Consider the following 22,885-nt stretch of genomic DNA (forward strand, 5'->3'; position numbering starts at 1 on the left):
GCCTCCCGAGCGGCGGCCATAACGTACCTGTGTCACAGTTTGCCGCTCTGGCGGCCATCCTCAGCGAAAAGTACCGGCGATTGCCGCAAAAGTCTCTTCTCGAAACCGCGTTCGGCAGCTTCAATTAAGCAACCAAATAAAAACATTATTTTAACAATGACCGAGCCAACGGTCTTACACTGCCGATTACGAGGAAGACGCAATGAAACCAGAAGATTTCCGTGCCGATGCCAAGCGCCCGTTTACCGGTGCCGAATACCTGAAAAGCCTGCAAGATGGCCGCGAAATTTACATCTACGGCGAACGGGTAAAGGACGTTACCACGCACCCTGCCTTTCGCAACGCGGCGGCCTCCGTCGGCCAGCTGTATGATGCGCTGCACGCGCCGGCCAGCCACGACCGCCTGTGTTGGGGCACCGACACCGGCAACGGCGGCTATACCCATAAATTCTTCCGCTATGCCCGTAGCCCACAAGAGATGCGCCAACAGCGTGACGCCATTGCCGACTGGTCGCGCCAAAGCTACGGCTGGATGGGGCGCACGCCGGACTACAAAGCCGCCTTTGGCAGCGCATTAGGCGCAAATCCTGAATTTTATGGTCAGTTTGCCGACAATGCACGCCACTGGTACCAGCGTATTCAGGAAACAGGCCTGTACTTCAACCACGCCATCGTCAACCCGCCGATCGATCGTCATAAGCCGGTCAACGAGGTGAAGGACGTGTTCATCAAGGTGGAAAAAGAAACCGACGCCGGCATTGTGGTCAGCGGTGCCAAGGTGGTCGCAACCAACTCGGCGTTGACCCACTACAACTTTATTGGCTTCGGTTCGGCGCAGGTCATGGGCGATAACCCGGACTTCGCGCTGATGTTCGTCGCGCCGATGGATGCTGAAGGCGTCAAACTGATCTCGCGTGCGTCATACGAGCTGGTGGCCGGCGCCACCGGATCGCCGTTCGATTATCCGCTCAGCAGCCGCTTTGATGAAAACGATGCGATCCTGGTGATGGATCATGTGCTGATCCCGTGGGAAAACGTGCTGATCTACCGCGACTTCGATCGTTGCCGCCGCTGGAGCACCGAAGGCGGGTTTGCGCGCCTGTTCCCACTGCAGGCCTGCGTGCGACTGGCAGTGAAGATGGATTTTATCACCGCACTGCTGCAAAAAAGCCTCGGTTGCACCGGGGTGCTGGAGTTCCGTGGCGTACAGGCCGATCTGGGCGAAGTGGTGGCCTGGCGCAACCTGTTCTGGTCGCTGAGCGACGCGATGTGTGCCGAGGCCACCGAATGGAAAAATGGCGCCTATCTGCCGGATTCCGCCGCGCTGCAAACCTATCGCGTGATGGCGCCGATGGCCTACACCAAAGTGAAGCACATCATCGAGAAGAACGTTACCAGCGGGCTGATCTATCTGCCGTCCAGCGTGCGCGACATGGACAATCCGGCGATCGACAAGTATCTGGCGCAGTACGTGCGTGGCTCGAACGGCATGGATCACGTCGAGCGCATCAAGATCCTCAAACTGATGTGGGACGCCATCGGCAGTGAGTTCGGCGGCCGTCACGAACTGTATGAGATCAATTATGCCGGCAGCCAGGACGAGATCCGCCTGCAATGCCTGCGCCACGCGCAAAGCTCCGGCAGCATGGATCAGATGATGCAAATGGTCGATCGCTGCCTGTCCGATTACGACCGGCATGGCTGGACGGTGCCACATCTGCATAACAACGGCGATATCAATCAGTTAGACAACCTGTTGAAATAGTGTGGTCTTGGAGGTGTGTATGTCTCAGGAAAATGAACACCGGCTGCGTTTTCGCGATGCGATGGCCAGCCTGTCGGCGGCGGTGAACATCGTCACCACCGATGGCCCTGCGGGGCGCTGCGGTATTACCGCCACTGCGGTCTGCTCGGTAACGGATAGCCCGCCGACGCTGATGGTGTGCATCAATCGCAACAGCGCGATGAACCCGGTATTTCAGGAGAACGGCAAGCTGTGCGTCAATGTGCTTAACCACCAGCAGGAGCTGATGGCGCGCCACTTTGCCGGCATGACCGGCGTCAGTATGGAAGAGCGCTTCCGCCAGGAAGAGTGGCGCCAGGGGGCGCTTGGCCAGCCGCTGCTGTGCAATACCCTCGCCAGTCTGGAAGGAGAGATCGCGCAGATCCAGAGTATCGGCACCCATCAGGTCTATCTGGTGGAGATCAAACAGATCGTGCTGAGCGACAGCGGCCACGGCCTGATCTACTTCAAGCGCAACTTCCACCCGGTAAAGCATGAAATGGCGGCGCTGGCGTGACAGTCACCCGGCGCGATAGCGCGCCGGGTGATGCGTTACATCCCTTGGTTGGCCACCAGATCGCTGACCAGCCGGTTGACCGGATCGCTCATATTGGTGAACTTACTCAGTTCGGAGCGGGTAACTACCACGAAAACGCCGACATTATGCTGCGGCGACATGGCCATATAGGTGATGAAACCGCCGCCGCCGCCGGTCTTCTGAATAATGCCCGGCAGCCCGTCCTTCGGTGCCATATACACCCAGCCCAATCCCAATGCATCCGCCTGACCCGGCACGTCCATACCTTTCAGCGATACCAGATCGCGGCGTTGGAAGTACATGGTCTGTTCGTTGGCTGCGGTGGCTTTGCGCGGACCAAACGCCTGCGAGGACAGGAATTGCTGCATCCAGCGCTGCATGTCGCGCGGGGTGGAATAGACGCCGCCGCTGCCGGCCGCGGCAGTGGTATCACGGCAGGCGCTCGGTCCGGCGGCGGCCACCATCAGACGTGAGCACTGTTCGGCGCTCGGTGTCAGCGTGGTATCGACCATTCCCAACGGCCCGGTGATTTTTTCTTTCAACAAGGCGTTGTATGACTTGCCCGCCGCTCGTGACAGCGCATCGGCCAGTAAATCATACGCCAGATTGGAATAGGCGGCATGTACCCCCGGCGGCACGGTGATTTTGGCATGTTCCAGCCACTGCCAGCGTTGTGCCTTGGTCGGCCAGACGAACACCGGCGTTTTCGGCGGTTTTTTGCCCGGTTGCTCACGCGGTAAGCCGCTGGTGTGCGTCGCCAGATTCAACAGGGTGATTGGCTGGCGCGCATTGTAGCTCGGCACATAGGCACCGCGTGGCGCGTATTTACGCAGCGGGTCGGTCAGTTTTACCTGGCCTTGTGCCGCCATTTTTACCATCACTTCGCTGGTCATCAGCTTGGTGATGGAGGCGATGCGGATCAGTGAATCCGGGCGTGGGCGCAGATTGTTGCCGGGTTTGGTATCGCCAAAGCTGCGATTAACCACCTGATTGCCATCGATCACCACCAGCGCCATGCCGGTCGCACCGCTATTGTAGAAAATGTGCTCGGCATATTGATCGACGATCTGTGAGGTCAGCTGTGGCGTTGCGGCGTAGCCAGCCAGCGGCGCGCCGCACAAACCCAGTGCCAGCAGGGAAACAGAGAGAATGTTCTTCAACGATCGTTATCCATGTTAAAAGTGCAGCGGGAAGGCGTAAATTGCCACCACAGTGTAATGTGGCGGCGCCTTCGCTGCATGGGGAAAAAGAGCGGGAAGCGTAAATTTTCCCCTATTGTGTCCGGGTAAAGATGGCAATCACTTCATCCAGGTGTGTTTTCATCGCCTTACGTGCCGCCCGAACGTCGCGCGCCTCAATGGCGGCGAGGATCGCCCGGTGTTCCTGCTCGGAACGGTGTGGCATATCCTCCGGGGTATAGTGATGCTGCAACACGCGAAACATGCTGCCATAGCGGTGGCCAAGCAGATGGGCGATGATAAACGCATAAGCCGGGTTGCCGCTGGCCTGCGCGATGCGAATGTGAAACAGCCGATCGCCGGGATGGGTGGCGGAAGCGGCCCGATTATCCCGACAGTTTTGTTCATACGCGGCGCGAATACCCGCCAACTCTTCATCGGTGGCATGGCGAGCCGCCAGCGCAGCGGTTTCGGGTTCGATCAGCAAACGGGTTTGCAGCAGCGAAAATGGCGGCAGCTCGGCGTTAAAATCCAGTTCGATGTTCAGCTCGTCGTCGATGTCGGCCCACTGATTGCGCCCGGCCTGGGTCATCACCGGTTCCTGTGAGGCAATGGCCGGTGACAGTCCCTTGACGATCACTCCATTACCCACCTTCACGTCTACCAAACCAATCACTTCCAGGGCGATCAACGCCTCGCGCACCGAAGCGCGGCTGACCTGTAACTGCTGGGCCAGATCGCGTTCCGACGGCAGGCGACTGCCGGGCGGGAATTCGTTGTTTTCGATCAGGCGTTTCAGCTGGTCGGCTATCTGTCTGTAAATACGTGGGTTTTCCAGTCGGGTAATCGGCATTTTTTACCTTCGGCACGGTAGCGTTAAGTGATTCAGCGCACAAAAACTGCTCAAGCTGCTTGAGTATTCGTTAATCAGGTGTAAAAACTTGGTTAATTGAAATGCTGTTTTACATCGTTTTTATTCACATCTACTTCAAACCATAACGCTTAAAACGTCTTTTGTCATGTGAAAGGTCTGACCTTTAACCGCCCTTAGTGGCCTGACCATTAGACCTTTTGGCCAAGGAGTCGCAATGGATTTAACCGGAAAACGCGTGCTGATCACCGCCGCCGGGCAGGGGATCGGTTTCAGCACCGCCAGGCTGTTTGCCGATGCTGGCGCTGAGGTGATTGCCAGCGATATCAATATCGCGTCGTTACAGGGAATTAGCGGCATTACGCCGTTGCAGCTGGACGTCACCGATGGTGCCGCCATCGCCGCGGCGGCGGAAACCGTCGGTTGTCTGGACGTGCTGTTCAACTGTGCCGGCGTGGTGCATAGCGGGTCGATCCTGGAATGCAGCGAAAGGCAATGGCAGTTCGCGCTCGATCTGAACGTAACCGCGATGTTCCGCATGATCCGCGCCTTTTTGCCCGCCATGCTGACACAGCAGAAAGGTTCGATCATCAACATGTCCTCGGTGGCCTCCAGCGTCAAAGGCGTGCCGAACCGCTTTGCCTACAGCGCTACCAAGGCGGCGGTGATTGGTCTGACGCGCTCGGTGGCGGCGGACTACGTTACCCAGGGCATTCGCTGCAACGCCATCTGTCCGGGCACCGTGGAGTCACCGTCGCTGCGTCAGCGCATTGCCGAACAGGCGCGGGAACAGGGCCGCAGTGAAGAAGAGGTTTACCAGGCATTTGTCGCGCGCCAGCCGATTGGCCGCATCGGTCAGACCGGCGAAATAGCGCAACTGGCGTTGTATCTGGCCTCTGATGCCAGTTCCTACACCACCGGCACCGTGCAGATTATCGACGGCGGCTGGAGCAACTGATTGGCCACGGCGTGCGGGTCGCACGGCAATTTTATCGTTGAGATTGAGGACATTATGAAACTGTTACGTTATGGAGAGGTTGGGCAGGAACGACCGGGCGTGTTGGACCTTCAGGGGCGAATCCGCGATCTTTCACGCCATATCGCCGACGTTGGCGGCACCGCGCTGTTGCCGGACAGCATCGCCGCACTGCAACGGCTGGATATCGACAGCCTGCCGCTGGTGGAAGGGCAGCCGCGTATCGGCGCCTGCGTCGGCGGCATCGGCAAGTTTATCTGCATTGGGCTTAATTATGCCGATCACGCGGCGGAAACCGGTGCGGCCATCCCTGGTGAACCGGTGGTTTTCAACAAGTGGACCAGCGCGGTGGTGGGGCCGAATGACGACGTGGAAATCCCACGCGATTCGCAAAAAACCGACTGGGAAGTGGAGCTGGGGGTGGTGATCGGCAAGGGCGGGCGCTACATCGCCGAACAGGATGCCATGCAGCACGTGGCCGGCTACTGCGTGATTAACGACGTATCCGAACGCGAATTCCAGATTGAACGCGGCGGCACCTGGGACAAGGGCAAGGGCTGCGATACCTTCGGCCCGACCGGACCATGGCTGGTAACCGCCGACGAAATTGCCGATCCGCACCGGCTCAATCTGTGGCTGGAAGTGGACGGCAAGCGTTATCAGGACGGCAATACCAGCACCATGATTTTTACCATTCCGCACATCATCAGCTATCTGAGCCGCTTTATGAGTCTGCAGCCGGGTGATGTGATTTCCACCGGTACCCCACCGGGGGTCGGCATGGGGCAAAAACCACAGCCAATCTATCTCAAGGCCGGCCAGGTGATGCGGCTGGGCATTGAGGGGTTGGGTGAACAACAACAGCAAACGGTTCAGGCGTAGGAGAATTGACCATGACCACCATTACCGCGCTGCGGGTTGAAGATATTCGCTTCCCGACCTCGCTGGGGCTGGATGGCTCCGACGCCATGAACCCGGATCCGGATTACTCGGCGGCCTATGTGATCCTGGAAACCGATCGCGCCGATCTCAGCGGTCACGGTCTGACGTTTACCATTGGCCGTGGCAACGAAATCTGCTGCGCGGCGATCCGTGCGCTGGAGCACCAGATCGTCGGCCAGTCGTTGGCGAGCATCACCGCCGATATGGGGGCGTTCTGGCGTCAGTTTACCAGCGACAGCCAGTTGCGCTGGATTGGACCGGACAAGGGGGCGATCCACCTGGCCACCGGCGCGGTGATCAATGCGCTGTGGGATCTGTGGGCCAAGGCGGAAGGCAAGCCGCTGTGGCAACTGGTGGCAGACATGACGCCAGAAGAGCTGGTGCGCTGCATTGATTTTCGCTACATCACCGATTGCATTACGCCGCAGGAGGCGCTGACGCTGCTGAAAAATCGGGCGGAAGGCCAGGCGCAGCGGCGTGAACAACTGCTGGAACACGGTTATCCCTGCTACACCACGTCGGCCGGTTGGCTGGGCTACCCGGACGACAAGCTGCGCCGGCTATGCCAGCAGGCGGTCGATGCCGGCTTTTCCTACCTCAAGCTGAAGGTGGGGCGCGATCTGGAGGATGACATCCGCCGGGTGCGCATCGCACGCGAGGTGATCGGCCCGGATCGTCAACTGATGATCGACGCCAACCAGGTGTGGGAGGTCGATGAAGCGATCCCGTGGGTGAAGCATCTGGCCTTTGCCAAACCGTGGTTTATCGAAGAGCCCACCAGTCCCGACGACGTGGAAGGACATCGGCGCATTCGCGAGGGGGTGCATCCGGTGAAGGTAGCTACCGGTGAAATGTGCCAGAACCGCATCATGTTCAAGCAGTTCATCATGCGTGGCGCGATCGATGTGGTGCAGATCGATGCCTGCCGGCTCGGTGGGGTTAACGAGGTACTGGCGGTGATGCTGATGGCGGCCAAGTACAACCTGCCGGTATGCCCGCACGCCGGTGGCGTCGGGCTGTGCGAATACGTTCAGCACCTGTCGATGATCGATTTCCTGTGCATTGCCGGCAGCCATGAAGGGCGGGTGATCGAATACGTTGACCACCTGCATCAGCATTTCCTGCACCCGTGCGAGATACGCGGCGCGGCCTATATGCCACCGCGTGCGCCGGGCTATTCGATTGAAATGCGGCCGGAATCGATCGAGCAATACCGCTTTCGCGGTTAGGAGGCGGCATGTTGCGCATCGACGCCCATCAGCATTATTGGCGCTACCAGCCGCAGCACTACCCGTGGATTGACGACGGTATGGCGGTGCTCCAGCAGGATTTCGGCCCGGCGCAGCTGCAACCGCTGTTGCAGCAGCATCGGCTGGACGGCGCGCTGCTGGTGCAGGCACGGCACAGCGAGGCGGAAAATGCCGGATTGCTGGCACAGGCGGCACAGCTCGACGGGGTGTGTGGCGTGGTTGGCTGGCTGGACATCACCGCGCCGGCGCTGGATGAGCGTCTGGCGGCGCGCCACCCGCTGCTGTGCGGCGTGCGGCACCTGGTGCAGGATGAGCCGGATCAGGCGGACTGGCTGGCGCTGCCGGCGGTGCAACGTGGCATGGGTCTGCTCCAGCGGCACGGCTGCGTCTATGACCTGCTGGTGACGCACCGACATTTGGCAGCGGCGGCGGCGTTCGCCGCTCGCCATGACGATCATTGGCTGGTGCTCGATCATCTCGGCAAGCCGGACGTGGCGCGCGGCGCGGCGCATTGGGCCCGGCAGATCGCACCGTTGGCGGCACTGCCGCACGTGGCGTGCAAGCTGTCGGGGCTGATCACCGAAGTGCCCGGCGGTCACTGGCAGGCCGGGCAACTGCTGCCTTTCTTCGAGGCGGCGCTGGAGGCCTTCGGCCCGCAGCGGTTGATGTTCGGTTCCGACTGGCCGGTGTGCCTGTTGGCCGGTGAATATCAGCAGGTTTATCAACTATGTGAGCAGGGGGTGGCTACGCTCAGCCCGTCGCAGCAGGCGGCGATCTGGGGCGGCACGGCCTGCCGGGTTTATGGTTTAACGGGATCTGACGATGAATTTATATCTCAACGATAAAGTAGTGATGGTGACCGGCGGCGGCTCCGGCATCGGCGCGGCGATTTCGCTGACGCTGGCGGAAGAGGGCGCGGTGCCGGTTATTGTCACCAATGTCATGCCGGATGATGAGTTCCTTGCCCAGCTCAAACGTCTGCAACCGCGCAGCAGCGTGACGATCGCCGATCTGTGCAGCGAGGCGGAGTGCCAACGCGCGGTGTCGCAGGCGCTGGAACAGTACGGCCGGCTGGACGGTCTGGTGAACAATGCCGGGGTAAACGACGGCGTTGGGTTGGAGGCCGGTCGCGAGGCGTTTCTCGGATCGCTGGAAAAGAACCTGATGCATTATTACCAACTGGCGCATCTGTGCCAGGCGGCGCTCCGGGCCAGCCACGGCACCATCATCAATATCGCCTCGAAAACCGCGCTCAGCGGCCAGGGCGGTACCAGCGGCTATACCGCCGCCAAGGGGGCGGTGCTGGCGTTGACGCGCGAGTGGGCGGTGTCGCTGCGGGCGGACGGCGTACGGGTCAATGCGGTGGTGCCGGCGGAAGTGATTACCCCGCAGTACCAGCGCTGGATCAACACCTTTGAGCAACCGCAGCAGCAACTGGAAAAAATCACCGCGCGCATTCCGCTGGGGCAGCGCATGACCACGCCGCAGGAGATCGCCAATACCGTGGTGTTTCTGATTTCCAGTCGCAGTTCGCACACCACCGGCCAATGGCTGTCGGTAGACGGCGGCTATCTGCATCTCGATCGGGCCATCACATGAGCGGCGCGGCGACTTCCCGACGGCGCTTTTGCCAGGCGCTTGATCTGGTCGATTCACCGGCGCTGATTGCCGAGTATCAGCGTCATCATCAACGCATCTGGCCGCAGATTGCCGAACACCTGCGCCACCAGGGCATTCTGGAGATGGAGATTTACCGCATCGGCACCCGGCTATTCATGATTGTCGAGGTCAGCGCGGAATTTGATGCCGAACGCTTTGCTGCCGACAGCCGCAATCATCCCGATGTGCAGCGCTGGGAAGCGCTGATGTGGCAATACCAGGTTGCCACGCCCTGGACGCCGCCGGGCGAGAAATGGGTGGCAATGGAACAGATATTTTCATTAGCAAAACAATAATAGCCAATATCATTCGAGTTGCGGCGAAAGGTGGCGCAGCGAATCTCCGGCAAGGCTGCTACAGGGCGCGGCCGGGGTGAACGCGCGCTATTGTCGCGGCGGCCCGGTGTATGAAAGTACTCTACGAGGATAATATCATGCTTGCTGATAAAACCGCTGCGCCTGCGCAAGTGGGGGCCAACGCGCGCGCCAATCTGCGCTGGGCCTTTATTTTGGTCACCAGTCTGTTCTTTATGTGGGGCCTGTCTTATGGCTTGTTGGACGTGTTGAATAAACATTTCCAGGAAACGCTGCACGTCACCAAGGCGCAATCGGGATTATTGCAGGCGGCGTATTTTGGCGCCTATTTCCTGGTGGCGTTGCCTGCCGGCTATTTTATGGATAAACGCGGCTATAAGGCCGGGATTCTGATTGGTCTGTGTCTGTATGCCGTCGGCGCGTTGCTGTTTGTGCCGGCCGCTTCGGCCAACAGCTTTGCGCTGTTCCTGCTGGCGCTGTTTGTGATTGCCTGTGGCCTTGGCTGTCTGGAAACGGCGGCCAACCCGTATGCCACGGTACTGGGCGATGCCAAAGGCGCGGAACGTCGGCTGAACCTGGCACAGTCGTTCAACGGACTGGGGCAGTTTATCGGCCCGATGATCGGCGGCACGTTGTTCTTTTCGGCGACGCAAAGCGCCAGCGGCGGCGATCAAAACATGGTGAAAATGACCTACGTGGCGATTGCGGTACTGGTGCTGGGCATCGCCTTGCTGTTCAGCCGTACCCGGCTGCCTGACATTCGCGAAGAAGAGCCGCTGCCGCATGGCGTGGTGGCGCAGGGGCTCTGGCAGCATGCGCATTTTGTCGGCGGGGTGATTACCCAATTCTTCTATGTGGCAGCGCAGGTCGGCGTCGGGGCGTTCTTTATCAACTATGCCACCGAACACTGGGATGACGTGTCCAACCAGAGCGCGTCCTATCTGCTTTCCATCGCGATGATCTGCTTTATGATTGGCCGTTTCTTCAGCACCTGGTTGATGGGGCGGGTCAAGCCGGCGACGCTGCTGGCCTGCTATTCGTTGATCAATATCCTGCTGTGCGGGGTGGTGATGATGAGCATTGACGGTGTGTCGGTGGTGGCGTTGATCGCGGTATTCTTCTTTATGTCGATCATGTTCCCGACCATTTTCGCCCTCGGGGTGAAGAACATGGGTAAGCATACCAAACGCGCCAGTTCCTTCATGATCATGGCGATCGTCGGCGGTGCCATCATGCCGTATTTTATGGGGGCCATCGCTGACCACTACAGCACCGCCATTTCTTACGTCTTGCCGCTGCTGTGCTTTATCGTGGTGCTGGCCTATGGCATCCGCCAACGCCGATACTGAGGCTTCAGGCCAGGGGCGCGGACTGGGCGTTTTCCGCCAGTTGAATGGTATTGCGACCGTTGCCCTTGGCCTGGTACAGCGCGGCATCCGCGGCACGAATAGCCGACTTCACGTCCAGTTGGTCCAGCGCTGAAATGCCGGCGCTGAGCGTGACGGTGGTAGTGGCCAACTGGTTGAAGCGATGCGGGATCTGCAAGCCCAACACCCGCTGACGTACGCGTTCTGCCAGTTGTGCCGCATAGGCTTCGCTGACGTTGGTCAGCAGTACCAGGAACTCTTCCCCGCCATAGCGCACCACGATATCCCGTGAACGCACCGCGTCGCGGATGGCCGCGGCAACCTGCACCAGCGCTTGATCGCCCATGGTGTGGCCATAGTTGTCGTTGTAGGCCTTGAAGCGATCGATATCCAGCAGTACCACGAAATGACGGCCGGCGGTCGGTGCCAGCAGCTGGTTGAGTTTGTTTTCCAGCCCGCGACGGTTATACAGCCCGGTGAGCGGATCGAGCATGCTGAGATCGCTGAGTTTGTCACGTTCGTCATACAGGTTGGCGACCAGCGCCTGGGTAAAGGCTTCGCTGCGTTTCAACATCAGATGATGGATTGAAAAAGCGATGATGGGCAGCACCGAGGTAAACACGATGCGCACGGTATTATTCATGCCATCCAGCAGCAAAATGGTGATGGCGGAAGGCACCGAATGCAGGCAAAAAGCGACGAAATTATCGGTCAGCGCAATGGCGCTGATAAAAAACATGCTGAATAGGCTAATTAATAAAAAATTTTGGCTATCCGGTACGCAGTAACGGCTTTTTAAATAAATATGCGCCGCCCACAGTACGCCGAGGATAGCGGCGAACACATGCAGTTTCCGCACGTATTGGCGCGGACAAAATACCGTGTATGCCATGGCAGCCAAACAGAATAAGGGGATCCCCATCAGTGGCAAGGTAATGACCGGCGTATTTTTGAAAGGCATCAATAACGTAAATATTGAAGAGGCCGCATTCATCAACAAGAAAAGGAATAACGATAATCGATGCTTGCTGGTCAGCAGTTCCTGATAAGAACGCGCGTTCATACGGAGTTTACTCTTTACCAATCAAATAGTGAGGTTATTGAAAATTCTGGGCAAGTGATAAACATTACTTGCGTGAATATATCCGTTATATCTCACGTCGCATGTTGGCTGGCTGCACGCGCTTATCCCGGCCATTGAACCCTGCTAGCGGCTGGCAGTTGCCGCTTCGCCGTAACTTGAATGACGTTGACTATAGTTTTAACGGGTGATTATTAACGCGCAATCATTCTAAGAATTTTCTTATGTCAAACTATCATTTTTTCACCGTTCTGTCATCCGGGAAAGCGGTTGACGGTTAAATAGGTGCAGGGCGAAAAAAACTGGTATATGATATTGGTTATCATTATCACTTGAAGGGTGGGGTTATCATGATTGCCGCCATGATTACCGCGTGCGGGCTGTGGGGTGTGAGCTGGTGTCTGGGCGACCGGTTGGCCAGCGCCTGGGGCGTACTGTTGCCCTGTGCCTTGTTGCCATTGCTGGCTTTGGTCAACCTGGACATGATGCAATTGCGCAGTCTGATCGTCATTGCCATGCTGGCGACGCTGGTGATGCTGTTCAACAGTCGCTGGCGACACTATCTGCTGTTGCCGTCATGCATGGCATTAGCCGGCGGTCTGGCGGCAATTGGGCTGCATTTGAATATCGACTGAATAGCACCAAACCACGTTTAAACGTGTCGTTTCTTGCGCTTACAGGGAAAGTTGGATGAGGTACTGCCGGAGAGAGCATCGATTGGTGCGAAGAGAGGGACTTGAACCCTCACGTCCGTAAGGACACTAACACCTGAAGCTAGCGCGTCTACCAATTCCGCCACCTTCGCACAGCCGATGTTGTTGCGTCGATTTGATTTATATTGTCACCAGCGTGGTGCGAAGAGAGGGACTTGAACCCTCACGTCCGTAAGAACACTAACACCTGAAGCTAGCGCGTCTACCAATTCCGCCACCTTCGCACAGATGCTGTGCAATATAAATGTCAATCGCGTGGTTATTTGGTGCGAAGAGAGGGACTTGAACCCTCACGTCCGTAAGGACACTAACACCTGAAGCTAGCGCGTCTACCAATTCCGCCACCTTCGCGTACCAGAAACATTACCGTAATAATGTCACCACGGGGGCGAATTCTAGAGATTTTGGCGGGGACGTCAACTGTTATTTCGGTGATTGCGGGCGTTTGCTGGAAAAAGCGTCATCTCGTTGCTTTTGATGCGCTTCGAACAGTGTAATCAGCCAATCGATCAGCACCCGCACGCGAGGAGCAAGGAAGCGGCCGGGGGGATACATAATGTAAATCGGCATCGGTGGCGGTGGCGTCTGTGCCAAAACCTCTACCAGATCGCCGCGCTTCAGCCACGGCGACAGCGAATAGCGCGCCGCCTGTATCAGCCCCAAACCGGCACGGCAGCCGCTGATATAGGCATCTGCCCCGCTGACGCTCAGCCGGCTGGGCAGTTCGCGCAGCTCCAGCTTGCCATGGCGGCAGAATTCCAGCGGATAGTCGCGGTTGGTGGCGAGAGAGAAATAGCCCACCGCATGGTGATGATGCAGATCGTCGATCGACTGCGGTACGCCGTAGTGCTGCAAATAGGCCGGCGAGGCGCAGGTCAGTTGCGGCATTGCGGTGATCTGCCGGGCTATCAGGCTGTCGTCTTCGGTTTCCCAGGCGCGTAACACGCAGTCGACCCCTTCGCGTAGCAAATCGACGTGGCTATCGTTAGCACCGAGCGCCAGGGTGATTTGCGGATAGCGCTGATAAAAATCCCCCAGCGCCGGAATGACGATTTCACGCGCCAGCGAATGCGGCATATCGATACGTACTTTGCCCGACGGCTGCAGCTTCTGCTGGCTAAACAGCGTATCGGCTTCTTCCAGCGCACCCAGCAGTTGAATGCAGCGCTGATAGTACAAGGTGCCCTCGTGGGTGACGTTGACCTGCCGAGTGGTGCGGATCAGCAGCCGCACGCCGAGCCGCTGCTCTAGCCGTTTCAGCGTGTTGCTGACCGTGGCACGCGGCAGTTGCAGGCGCTCGGCCGCGCGGCTGAAGCTACCCAGTTCGACGATTCGCGTGAAGATGCGCATTGCCTGAATCTGATCCATCGGACCGTCCGAGATTGTTAGCGTTTTTTGAACAGTGTTGAGCAATATGCATTATTTATCTTTCCTGCGCCAACAACCACACTCTGTATCGACATTTACCCGATTGATGAGGCAACAACGATGCAACAGCGAAAATTAGGCGCCAAGGGTCCAAGCGTTTCTGCGCAGGGGTTGGGCTGCATGGGGATGAGCGATTTCTATTCCACCGATCAAGATGAAAAAGAAGCTATCGCGACGCTGCATCGTGCGCTGGATCTGGGCGTCACGCTGCTGGATACCGCCGATATGTATGGACCGCATACCAATGAGCAACTGATCGGCAAGGCGATCAAGGGCAAGCGCGAGCAGGTGTTTCTGGCGACCAAATTCGGCATCGTGCGCGATCCGTCCGATCCGCATGCCCGCGGCGTCAGCAGCCAGCCGGCCTATATCCGCCGCTCGGTAGAAGGCAGTCTGCAACGGCTGGGGGTAGAGACTATCGATCTTTACTATCAGCACCGGGTCGATCCGCAGGTGCCGATCGAAGAAGTGATCGGTACGATGGCGGATCTGATTACCGAGGGAAAAATCCGCCATATTGGCCTGAGCGAGGCGTCGGTGGAAACGTTGGAACGCGCCCACCGCGTTCATCCGATTACCGCATTACAGAGCGAATATTCACTGTGGACACGCGACGCCGAGCAGGGGCAACTGGCTGCCTGTGAACGTCTGGGGATTGGTTTTGTGGCCTATAGCCCTCTGGGGCGTGGTTTTCTGACCGGCGCGATTCAACGGCCTGACGATCTGGCTGAGGATGACTTCCGTCGCAGCAATCCGCGTTTTCAAGGGGACAATTTTGCCCGCAATCTGGCGCTGGTGGACAAGGTTGGCGAACTGGCACGCAGCAAGGGGGTCACGCCGTCACAGCTGGCATTGGCCTGGGTGATGGCGCAGGGCGAACATATCGTGCCGATCCCCGGCACCAAACGCCGGCGTTATCTGGAAGAAAACGTCGCCGCAACCTCGATCACCCTGAGCGAACAGGAGCTGGCGGCGATCGAGGCGGTGTTCCCGCTGCAGGCAGTTGCGGGGGCGCGCTATGGCGAAGAAGCCATGACCTACATTAACGGCTGATACAACGTGACGGGCGCCGCCGTTGGCAGCGCTCTGGCCAGGCAAAAAAAATGCCGCGCAGGGCTAACTGGGCGGCATTTTTCCATGGCGGGCGTGGTTATTTCTTTTTCTTCTTCGCATCACGCGGTGGGCGGCCAACGGTGGCCTGATAGACCTTGAAGCGGCCGTTCTGCGCCAGGACCTCATGGCTGCCGAAGGTGGCGTCCAGAATATCCGGGTACGGCAGGAAGGCGTTGGCGACGATGCGTAAGTGACCGCCAATCGGCAGGTGCTTTAACGCGCCGCGGATCAGGGTTTCGGCCGCCGTCAGGCTGGTTGCCAACCCGTCGTGGAATGGCGGGTTGGAGATGATCATGTCAAAACGGCCGCTAATGTCGGAATAGACGTTGCTGACGATCACTTCGCCGTCGATGCCGTTGGCAGCCAGCGTTGCGCGGCTGGATTCTATTGCGGCGGCGTTAACGTCACTCAGCGTCAGCTTCACCTTTGGCGACATTCTGGCCATCACGCTGGCCATCACACCGGCGCCACAGCCGACGTCGAGCACTTTGCCCTTCATGTGTTTGTCCAGCGTCGACAACAGCAGGGAACTGCCGACGTCCAGCCCGTCGCGGCTAAACACCCCTGGCAGGGTTTTTACTTCCAGATCGTGCAACGGGTAGCTGTCCCACCAGTCGTTCAGATCGAAGGTGGTCTGGGCGTCGATCCGGCCATGATACAGACCGCAGCGGCGCGCGCTGTCGATTTTCGCCAGTGTAACGTGGCCTTCGACGGTCTGTTCGGCACTGCGTACGCCGCTGCGGTTTTCACCGACGACAAACACCTCTGCGCCGACCGGCAGCAGTGCCAGCAGATTGCACAGCTGGAATTGCGCTTCCTGTTTGCTCTTTGGCCAGTAGTAAACCAGCGTATCGCATTCGGCAACGAAGGCTGCGTCGACCGTCAGGCCGAATTGCACGTTGTCACCCATCGCACGGTTTAATAACTGCCAATGATGATATTGCTGGGTATGAACGCGTACGTCCACGGCCTCAAATTGCGCCGGCAGCGTATCTTGCAGATCACCGGCGAACAGCACGCGACGTTCGGTAAATTCATCACTGTGGCGCAGCATCACTTCGCTGGCGGGGGTTAATGCAGACATCAGGTTTTGGCTCCTCAAGATTAAGCCGGCGATTATAGAGCGTTGCGGTGATAATTTATACCCGTCTTGTTACAAGCCGCAGGTGCGTTGGCCGCGCGGGTTTGTTAGCATATGGCGCGCAACGCGCATTAACGGTAGCTCCCTACAGGAATCGGTATGGCATCTCAACGCGACTGGCTGTTACAACAACTGGGTATTACGCAGTGGACATTGCGCCGCCCGGGGGTGTTGCAAGGCGAAGTGGCGGTCCATTTGCCGGCGGAAGCTCGACTGGTGGTGGTGGCTTCCCCCCTGCCAGAAGCCGGCGATCCGCTGTTTTGCGACGTGTTGCGCAGCCTGGGGCTGACCCCGGCGCAAGCCTACTGTCTGACGCCGGAACAGGCAGCGATGCTGCCGGACGATAGCGAATGCAACAGTTGGCGGCTGGGCATTACAGAGCCGCTCGTGCTCGCCGGTGCGCAGTTATCCAGCCCGGCGTTGGCCGAGCTTTCTTTAGACGCGAGTGCCAAACGCGCTCTCTGGCAGCAGATTTGTCATTATGAACACCATTTCTTCCCTGACGACGGCCGATCTGGCCAGCGCATTGACGATTGAACAGGCCAGTCATGCCTTTCCCTGGAGCGAAGCCACGCTCGCCAGCAATCAGGGCGAACGCTATCTCAATCTGAAACTGGAAACCGCCGGGCAGATGGCGGGGTTTGCCATCACCCAGCTCGTACTCGACGAAGCGACGCTGTTCAATATCGCCATTGCTCCGCAATGGCAACGCCGGGGCTATGGCCGTGCGCTGCTGGATGCGTTGATCGCGCAGTTGGAAAGCCGCGGCATCCTGACGCTGTGGCTGGAGGTTCGCGCCTCGAATGCCGGTGCAATTGCGCTTTACGATCGCCTAGGCTTCAACGAGGTCACCGTGCGCCGCAACTATTATCCTGGCGTCGGCGGCCGCGAAGACGCCATCGTGATGGCGCTGCCGTTGGGGTAAGCGCCGGCATTGGGCACGTCATTTCCAGACTTCGGTCTGCATTGACCAATTAATCCGGCGCTGCGGCATCCATTGATTGTCACCGGTTGCCAAATCAGCGAAAATAACCGGCTATTATCTTTTTATCACCGCTTTGCCTGGCGCCGCGATCGGCGCGTTCCGATGATGCAGGGCGGACTAACCGTAGAAACGTGAAAAACATGTCTCCTAGTGAATTCGCCCGCGAAGTCTCAAAAAGAAGAACCTTCGCCATCATCTCGCACCCCGATGCCGGTAAAACCACCATTACCGAAAAGGTGCTGCTGTTCGGACAGGCTATCCAGACCGCCGGTACGGTCAAGGGGCGCGGCTCCAGCCAGCACGCCAAATCCGACTGGATGGAAATGGAAAAGCAGCGTGGTATTTCGATCACCACCTCGGTGATGCAGTTCCCGTACCGCGATAGCCTGGTCAACCTGCTGGACACCCCGGGGCACGAGGACTTCTCGGAAGATACCTACCGTACCCTGACCGCGGTGGACTGCTGTCTGATGGTGATCGACGCAGCAAAAGGCGTTGAGGATCGTACCCGCAAGCTGATGGAAGTGACCCGTCTGCGCGATACGCCGATCCTGACCTTTATGAACAAGCTCGACCGTGATATTCGCGACCCAATGGAAGTGATGGACGAGGTCGAACGCGAGCTGAAGATCGCCTGTTCGCCGATCACCTGGCCTATCGGCTGTGGCAAGCTGTTTAAAGGGGTTTACCACCTGTATAAAGACGAAACCTATCTTTATCAGACCGGTAAAGGCCACACCATTCAGGAAGTGCGGATGATCAAAGGGTTGAACAACCCGGATCTGGACGCTGCGGTCGGTGAAGACCTGGCGGCTCAACTGCGCGAAGAACTGGAGCTGGTACAGGGCGCTTCGCACGAGTTCGAGCAGGAGGCGTTCCTGGCCGGTGAACTGACGCCGGTATTCTTTGGTACGGCGCTGGGTAACTTTGGCGTTGACCATATGCTCGACGGTCTGGTGGCCTGGGCGCCAGCGCCGATGCCGCGTAAAACCGACACCCGTGAGGTGGTGGCAGCCGAAGAGAAATTCACCGGTTTCGTGTTTAAAATCCAGGCCAATATGGATCCGAAACACCGTGACCGCGTGGCGTTCATGCGCGTGGTTTCCGGCCGCTACGAGAAAGGCATGAAGTTGCGCCAGGTGCGTACCGGTAAAGACGTGGTGATTTCCGACGCGCTGACCTTTATGGCGGGTGACCGTTCGCACGTTGAAGAAGCCTATCCAGGCGACATCATCGGCCTGCATAACCACGGCACCATTCAAATCGGCGATACCTTCACCCAGGGTGAAGACATGAAGTTTACCGGTATCCCGAACTTTGCACCGGAACTGTTCCGTCGTATTCGCCTGCGCGATCCGCTGAAGCAGAAACAGTTGCTGAAGGGGCTGGTACAGCTGTCTGAGGAAGGCGCAGTGCAGGTATTCCGCCCGATAGCCAACAACGATCTGATCGTGGGCGCGGTCGGCGTACTGCAGTTCGACGTGGTGGTAGCGCGTCTGAAGACCGAATACAACGTGGAAGCGCTGTACGAATCGGTTAACGTCTCCACCGCGCGCTGGGTTGAATGCGCCGACGTGAAGAAGTTCGAAGAATTCAAGCGCAAGAACGAGCAGAACCTGGCGTTGGACGGCGGCGACAACCTGTCGTATATCGCACCTACCATGGTTAACCTCAACCTGACGCAGGAACGTTACCCGGATGTGACCTTCCGCAAGACGCGCGAGCATTAATACCGTCCACGGCCTGGCTCTTGCAATAGCCAGGCCGTTACCTTGCTTTATTAGTTAACCCGCCTCATCAGTTCCCGCGCTTTAGCTGCTTCAGAATCTTCCGCCTTTACCGGCAAACTTCGGCCAATGGTCTATATTTAACAGGGTGTATTTGCCTCGCTTAAAGCGAAAATCACTGGTATTTGTGCGATCGGTAGCGTGTTATTCGGTAGTGTTGCCAATCAGAGACAATTTGAACTGTTAAATATCAGTAAGTTATCGATACTGTCACCGTGGTTAGCCAAAATTGTCGTTTATAAGCGACAGTAATCGGCGTGTTTTTTGAGCGCTTTTAATTATCTTATTGATTTATATAGCGGTTGAAGGATTGGCACGGCGGTTGCAATACTCTTGGCATGAACTACCGATCGAATAGATATCGTGAAGTATTCATGAGTGAGCCACATCATGTCGTGGCGGAAGAATCCGCAGTAGGTTTGGATTCACAACAAAAGGAAGAGATCGATGAAAAAGACCAAGTTTGCACATTCGCTGATGGCTGTCGTGTTGGGTTCCGTTCTGGTTAGTGGTAGTGCTCTGGCTGAAGATACGCTGCTCAATAAAGCAACCAGCGCAGCTGACAGCACTGGCGCCAAAATCGATAGCTCCATGAAAAAAGTCGACGGCTACATGGATGACAGCGCAACAACGGCTAAAGTTAAAAGTGCACTGGTAGACGATGACAGCATCAAAAGCACCGATATTTCCGTGAAAACGGAGCAGGGCGTGGTGACGCTGAGCGGTTTCGTCGGCAGCCAGGCACAGGCCGAGCACGCGGTTGAAGTGGCCGGTAAAGTAGAAGGCGTAAAATCCGTCAGCGACAAGCTGCACGTGAAAGATGAAGATAAACAGTCTGTTAAGTCGTACGCTGGTGATACTGCAACCACCAGCGAACTGAAAGCCAAATTGCTGGCAGACGATATCGTGCCTTCACGCAATGTGAAAGTAGAAACCACCGAAGGCGTGGTTCAGCTATCTGGTGAAGTGAAATCACAGGCGCAGTCCGATCGTGCCGAAAGCATCGCCAAGGCGATTGATGGCGTGAAGAGCGTCAAGAACGATCTGGTGGTCAAACCGTAATCGGCAATACCCGTAACAGCAAGCATCAATTCCCGGGCCACTGCCCGGGAAGTACCACAAAAATAGAATAACCCGCGGCCTGATTTTACGTTGCCTGTTTGGGCAACCGACAGGCTGCGATGCGTTTTTTCACTATGGTAAGGAGAGGCTTATGTTTCGTTGGGGCATTATCTTTTTAGTCATCGCACTGATTGCCGCCGCGCTGGGGTTTGGTACGCTGGCGGGAACCGCAGCCTGGGCGGCTAAAATCGTCTTTGTTGTCGGTATCATCCTGTTCCTGGTGAGCCTGTTTACCGGTCGCCGACGTCCTTAGCCTGCTCTCAAATTGTAACAAAGCTTAAGCCCTTTTCTTGCAGTAGGGAGGCAAGTCATGAACAGCGACATCATTCTCGGACGCTGGAAACAGCTGAAAGGCCAGGTCTGGCAGGCCTGGGCCGAGTTCTCCGGCAGCGATTGTGCATGGCTGGCGGGAAGTAATGACTGCCTGTCTGGTGTACTGCAAGAAGATTACGGAAGAGGGCAAGAAGAGGTATCCTCAGTCAAAACACCACATTGAGGATATCGGGTTGGGATACAGAATACCCATCACGCTCGGCAATATAGAGCCACTGGCGTATAAACCATACCGGCCCGGTAAAATGGCGCTGGTCTGTGAAGGGGGCGGGCAGCGCGGTATTTTCACCGCCGGCGTGCTGGACGAATTCCAGCGGGCCCGCTTTAACCCTTTCGAGCTGATGATCGGCACCTCCGCTGGCGCGCAAAACCTGTCAGCCTTTGTCTGTGGCCAGTTAGGCTACGCGCGTCGGGTCATCACCCGCTACACCACTACGGCAAATTTCTTTAACCCGCTGCGTTTTGTGCGCGGTGGGCATCTGATCGACCTCGACTGGCTGGTGGACATTACCTCGCAGCAATTGCCGCTGGCGATGGACGTTGCCGAAAAGCAGCTGATCGACGGACGGGAATTTCTGATGTGTGCCTGCCGCAGCGATAACTTTGAGCCAACCTATCTGCCGGCGCAGCGTGACAGCTGGTTGCCGGCGATCAAGGCGTCCAGCGCGATCCCCGGTTTTTACCGTCTGGGCGTAGAGCTGGACGGCATCAGCTATCAGGATGGCGGCATCAGCGATGCCATCCCGGTGGAAGAAGCCTATCGGCGCGGCGCCGATACCATCGTGGTGATCCGCACCGTGCCATCGCAAATGTATTACACGCCGCAGTGGATGAAGCGCATGGAGCAGTGGCTGGGTGAAAGCAGCCTGCAACAGATGGTGCGGGTGATGCAGCACCATGAGCAGAGCTACCATCGTATTCAGCAGTTTATTGAAAAGCCGCCGGGTGACTTGCGCATCTTCGAAATATTCCCGCCGAAACCGTTGGCCAGTAATGCGCTGGGCAGCAAGGTTTCGGCGTTGAATCGCGATTATCATCTGGGGCGGCGCTGCGGGCGTTACTTCCTGGCTACGGTCGGCCACTGGCTGCTGGAACAGGAAAAAGCCGACGGCATCGCGGTGAAAACGCCGCTGTCGCGCCGTTTAATTCAGCCGGACAGCGTAGCGATGCCGTCGCCGATTGTCAGCGAGGTGGCGCGTACGCCCGTTGCTGCCAGCGGTACCCAACCGGACGCTCAGCCGCAGATCGTCTTGCCGCACGGCCAGTCGGCCAGCGGTGGAGAGACGCTATGAGCCGCTGTTTTACCGATACCCATTGCCACTTCGACTTCCCGCCGTTTGCCGGCAACGAGGCAGGAAGCCTGCAACGCGCTGCGGCAGCCGGGGTGCAGCGTATTATTGTGCCGACGGTGACCGCCGATCGTTTTGCGCGCGTACTGCAATTGGCCAAGGATTATTCACCGCTGTACGCCGCGCTCGGGCTGCATCCGCTGTATATCGCGCAGCACCACGACCAACAGTTGGAACAGCTGGCGGCGTTGTTGGCTGGCAAACCGGACAAGCTGGTGGCCGTCGGCGAAATCGGCCTCGATCTGTACATGCCAGCGCCGCAGTTCGAGCGGCAGCAGCAGCTACTGACTGCCCAGCTTAAACTGGCAGCACGCTATGATTTGCCGGTGATCCTGCATTCGCGCCGCAGCCACGATCCGCTGGCTGCGCTATTACGCCGAACCGAGGTGCCGCGTTGTGGCGTGGTACACGGGTTTGCCGGCAGTTTGTCGCAGGCGCAGGCGTTTATCCGCCTGGGCTACTCTATTGGTGTCGGCGGTACCATCAGCTATGAGCGGGCGCAAAAGACCCGGGCGGTGATGGCGCAATTGCCGCTGACCTCGCTGTTGCTGGAAACCGACGCGCCGGATATGCCGTTAGCCGGTTACCAGGGGCAGCCCAACCGGCCAGAGCGCGCCGCCGAGGTGTTTGAGGCGCTGTGTCTGCTGCGTTGCGAATCAGCGGATGAAATCGCCGCCCAGCTGCAACATAACGCTGAAACCCTGTTTATGCCAGTGGCTTGAATAGGTCGATCTATCCCCCCACCTGAGTTTCCGTTTCTGTTAACCCCTGCATTTTCGTTAGACGCTGCCCGGCGGCCGAATGCGCGCGCGTTGCGGCCGGCAAATTGCCGGATTTGCCATTGCCTGCGCCGACTGAGGTCAGTGGATCTGCGTGGATCGACGATGCCGTAGAATGGGATCGCGATCCGTATTTGTAGCATTTTTAAGCTTAATGTTAACGATATGTGATTTTG

24 protein-coding genes and 3 tRNA genes are annotated in these 22,885 nt (G+C 57.9%); 19 read left to right on the forward strand and 8 right to left on the reverse strand.

Features of this window, described 5'->3' with window-relative positions; genetic code table 11:
• The first annotated feature begins 202 nt into the window (after positions 1-202).
• Both hpaB and hpaC read left to right on the forward strand, forming a co-directional pair.
• Positions 203-1,765, forward strand: coding sequence for a 4-hydroxyphenylacetate 3-monooxygenase, oxygenase component (hpaB, locus tag ACCC84_RS12870; protein ID WP_004955626.1), 1,563 nt, complete (start codon positions 203-205; stop codon positions 1,763-1,765).
• 19 nt (positions 1,766-1,784) lie between these two features.
• Positions 1,785-2,300 (forward strand): 4-hydroxyphenylacetate 3-monooxygenase, reductase component, encoded by a 516-nt coding sequence (hpaC, locus tag ACCC84_RS12875; RefSeq protein WP_039992433.1) that lies wholly within the window; start codon positions 1,785-1,787, stop codon positions 2,298-2,300.
• A 35-nt stretch (positions 2,301-2,335) separates the two neighbouring features.
• Here hpaC and ampH read toward each other — a convergent pair whose 3' ends face one another.
• Together ampH and ACCC84_RS12885 are read right to left on the reverse strand one after the other, a co-directional pair.
• Positions 2,336-3,481 carry a D-alanyl-D-alanine-carboxypeptidase/endopeptidase AmpH gene (ampH, locus tag ACCC84_RS12880; RefSeq protein ID WP_004955621.1) on the reverse strand — a complete coding sequence of 382 codons (1,146 nt, stop codon included), beginning with the start codon at positions 3,479-3,481 and terminating at the stop codon, positions 2,336-2,338.
• A gap of 112 nt (positions 3,482-3,593) precedes the next feature.
• Positions 3,594-4,352, reverse strand: a complete 759-nt coding sequence (locus ACCC84_RS12885; RefSeq protein WP_004955617.1) for a FadR/GntR family transcriptional regulator — start codon at positions 4,350-4,352, stop codon at positions 3,594-3,596.
• A gap of 235 nt (positions 4,353-4,587) precedes the next feature.
• Between ACCC84_RS12885 and ACCC84_RS12890 the strand changes: the two genes are divergently transcribed.
• The 7 genes from ACCC84_RS12890 (at position 4,588) to fucP (ending at position 10,860) form a co-directional block, all read left to right on the forward strand.
• A complete protein-coding gene (locus ACCC84_RS12890) occupies positions 4,588-5,328 on the forward strand; it encodes an SDR family oxidoreductase (RefSeq protein WP_004955612.1) in 741 nt (246 codons plus the stop codon).
• A gap of 54 nt (positions 5,329-5,382) precedes the next feature.
• On the forward strand, positions 5,383-6,228 hold the full coding sequence (locus ACCC84_RS12895; RefSeq protein ID WP_039992432.1) for a fumarylacetoacetate hydrolase family protein: 846 nt from the start codon (positions 5,383-5,385) through the stop codon (positions 6,226-6,228).
• A gap of 11 nt (positions 6,229-6,239) precedes the next feature.
• A complete protein-coding gene (locus tag ACCC84_RS12900; RefSeq protein WP_198773249.1) occupies positions 6,240-7,517 on the forward strand; it encodes an L-fuconate dehydratase in 1,278 nt (425 codons plus the stop codon).
• An 8-nt stretch (positions 7,518-7,525) separates the two neighbouring features.
• Positions 7,526-8,383, forward strand: a complete 858-nt coding sequence (locus ACCC84_RS12905) for an amidohydrolase family protein (RefSeq protein WP_371901979.1) — start codon at positions 7,526-7,528, stop codon at positions 8,381-8,383.
• Positions 8,361-9,137, forward strand: coding sequence for an L-fucose dehydrogenase (locus ACCC84_RS12910; RefSeq protein WP_039991211.1), 777 nt, complete (start codon positions 8,361-8,363; stop codon positions 9,135-9,137). Before ACCC84_RS12905 ends, ACCC84_RS12910 begins: the two co-directional genes overlap by 23 nt.
• Positions 9,134-9,493, forward strand: coding sequence for an L-rhamnose mutarotase (locus tag ACCC84_RS12915; RefSeq protein WP_004955603.1), 360 nt, complete (start codon positions 9,134-9,136; stop codon positions 9,491-9,493). The genes ACCC84_RS12910 and ACCC84_RS12915 overlap by 4 nt, the downstream gene beginning before the upstream one ends.
• 137 nt (positions 9,494-9,630) lie before the next feature.
• Positions 9,631-10,860 carry an L-fucose:H+ symporter permease gene (fucP, locus tag ACCC84_RS12920; RefSeq protein WP_039991209.1) on the forward strand — a complete coding sequence of 410 codons (1,230 nt, stop codon included), beginning with the start codon at positions 9,631-9,633 and terminating at the stop codon, positions 10,858-10,860.
• 4 nt (positions 10,861-10,864) lie between these two features.
• Here fucP and ACCC84_RS12925 read toward each other — a convergent pair whose 3' ends face one another.
• The gene (locus ACCC84_RS12925; RefSeq protein ID WP_004955598.1) at positions 10,865-11,941 is read right to left on the reverse strand and encodes a GGDEF domain-containing protein; all 1,077 of its coding nucleotides are present in this window, start codon (positions 11,939-11,941) and stop codon (positions 10,865-10,867) included.
• A 368-nt stretch (positions 11,942-12,309) separates the two neighbouring features.
• Here ACCC84_RS12925 and ACCC84_RS12930 point away from each other — a divergent pair, with 368 nt between their 5' ends.
• Positions 12,310-12,594 (forward strand): DUF1435 family protein, encoded by a 285-nt coding sequence (locus ACCC84_RS12930; protein ID WP_004955594.1) that lies wholly within the window; start codon positions 12,310-12,312, stop codon positions 12,592-12,594.
• 83 nt (positions 12,595-12,677) lie between these two features.
• Here the strand turns inward: ACCC84_RS12930 and ACCC84_RS12935 are convergent.
• The 4 genes from ACCC84_RS12935 to ACCC84_RS12950 form a co-directional block, all read right to left on the reverse strand.
• Positions 12,678-12,764 (reverse strand) — tRNA-Leu (locus tag ACCC84_RS12935).
• 45 nt (positions 12,765-12,809) lie between these two features.
• A tRNA-Leu gene (locus ACCC84_RS12940) sits at positions 12,810-12,896 on the reverse strand.
• Between the two features lie 40 nt (positions 12,897-12,936).
• Positions 12,937-13,023 (reverse strand) — tRNA-Leu (locus ACCC84_RS12945).
• Positions 13,024-13,095: 72 nt separating this feature from the next.
• Positions 13,096-14,040 (reverse strand): LysR family transcriptional regulator, encoded by a 945-nt coding sequence (locus ACCC84_RS12950; protein WP_004955591.1) that lies wholly within the window; start codon positions 14,038-14,040, stop codon positions 13,096-13,098.
• 120 nt (positions 14,041-14,160) lie between these two features.
• Between ACCC84_RS12950 and ACCC84_RS12955 the strand changes: the two genes are divergently transcribed.
• Entirely contained in the window at positions 14,161-15,153 is a 993-nt protein-coding gene (locus tag ACCC84_RS12955) for an aldo/keto reductase (RefSeq protein WP_371901980.1), read from the forward strand.
• Between the two features lie 97 nt (positions 15,154-15,250).
• On the opposite strand, the gene rsmC is transcribed toward ACCC84_RS12955, so the two are convergent.
• Entirely contained in the window at positions 15,251-16,297 is a 1,047-nt protein-coding gene (gene rsmC / locus ACCC84_RS12960) for a 16S rRNA (guanine(1207)-N(2))-methyltransferase RsmC (RefSeq protein ID WP_039991206.1), read from the reverse strand.
• A 156-nt stretch (positions 16,298-16,453) separates the two neighbouring features.
• Between rsmC and ACCC84_RS12965 the strand changes: the two genes are divergently transcribed.
• The 8 genes from ACCC84_RS12965 (at position 16,454) to ACCC84_RS13000 (ending at position 22,652) form a co-directional block, all read left to right on the forward strand.
• Positions 16,454-16,891, forward strand: a complete 438-nt coding sequence (locus tag ACCC84_RS12965) for a DNA polymerase III subunit psi (protein ID WP_004955584.1) — start codon at positions 16,454-16,456, stop codon at positions 16,889-16,891.
• Positions 16,836-17,279 (forward strand): ribosomal protein S18-alanine N-acetyltransferase, encoded by a 444-nt coding sequence (gene rimI / locus ACCC84_RS12970; protein ID WP_039991204.1) that lies wholly within the window; start codon positions 16,836-16,838, stop codon positions 17,277-17,279. The genes ACCC84_RS12965 and rimI overlap by 56 nt, the downstream gene beginning before the upstream one ends.
• Positions 17,280-17,479: 200 nt before the next feature.
• Complete coding sequence (prfC, locus tag ACCC84_RS12975; RefSeq protein ID WP_004955577.1) at positions 17,480-19,069, forward strand: peptide chain release factor 3; 1,590 nt, start codon at positions 17,480-17,482, stop codon at positions 19,067-19,069.
• A 504-nt stretch (positions 19,070-19,573) separates the two neighbouring features.
• The gene (osmY, locus tag ACCC84_RS12980) at positions 19,574-20,188 is read left to right on the forward strand and encodes a molecular chaperone OsmY (protein WP_004955574.1); all 615 of its coding nucleotides are present in this window, start codon (positions 19,574-19,576) and stop codon (positions 20,186-20,188) included.
• A 151-nt stretch (positions 20,189-20,339) separates the two neighbouring features.
• The gene (locus tag ACCC84_RS12985) at positions 20,340-20,501 is read left to right on the forward strand and encodes a DUF1328 domain-containing protein (protein WP_004955572.1); all 162 of its coding nucleotides are present in this window, start codon (positions 20,340-20,342) and stop codon (positions 20,499-20,501) included.
• Between the two features lie 57 nt (positions 20,502-20,558).
• Positions 20,559-20,744: a CsbD family protein gene (locus ACCC84_RS12990; protein ID WP_039991202.1), complete on the forward strand. Its 186-nt coding sequence runs from the start codon at positions 20,559-20,561 to the stop codon at positions 20,742-20,744.
• Positions 20,745-20,754: 10 nt separating this feature from the next.
• The gene (locus ACCC84_RS12995; protein WP_039991200.1) at positions 20,755-21,873 is read left to right on the forward strand and encodes a patatin-like phospholipase family protein; all 1,119 of its coding nucleotides are present in this window, start codon (positions 20,755-20,757) and stop codon (positions 21,871-21,873) included.
• A complete protein-coding gene (locus ACCC84_RS13000) occupies positions 21,870-22,652 on the forward strand; it encodes a metal-dependent hydrolase (protein ID WP_004955569.1) in 783 nt (260 codons plus the stop codon). Before ACCC84_RS12995 ends, ACCC84_RS13000 begins: the two co-directional genes overlap by 4 nt.
• Positions 22,653-22,885 lie beyond the last annotated feature (233 nt).

The sequence above is a fragment of the Serratia odorifera genome, from assembly GCF_041448735.1.
Lineage (GTDB): Bacteria > Pseudomonadota > Gammaproteobacteria > Enterobacterales > Enterobacteriaceae > Serratia_F > Serratia_F odorifera.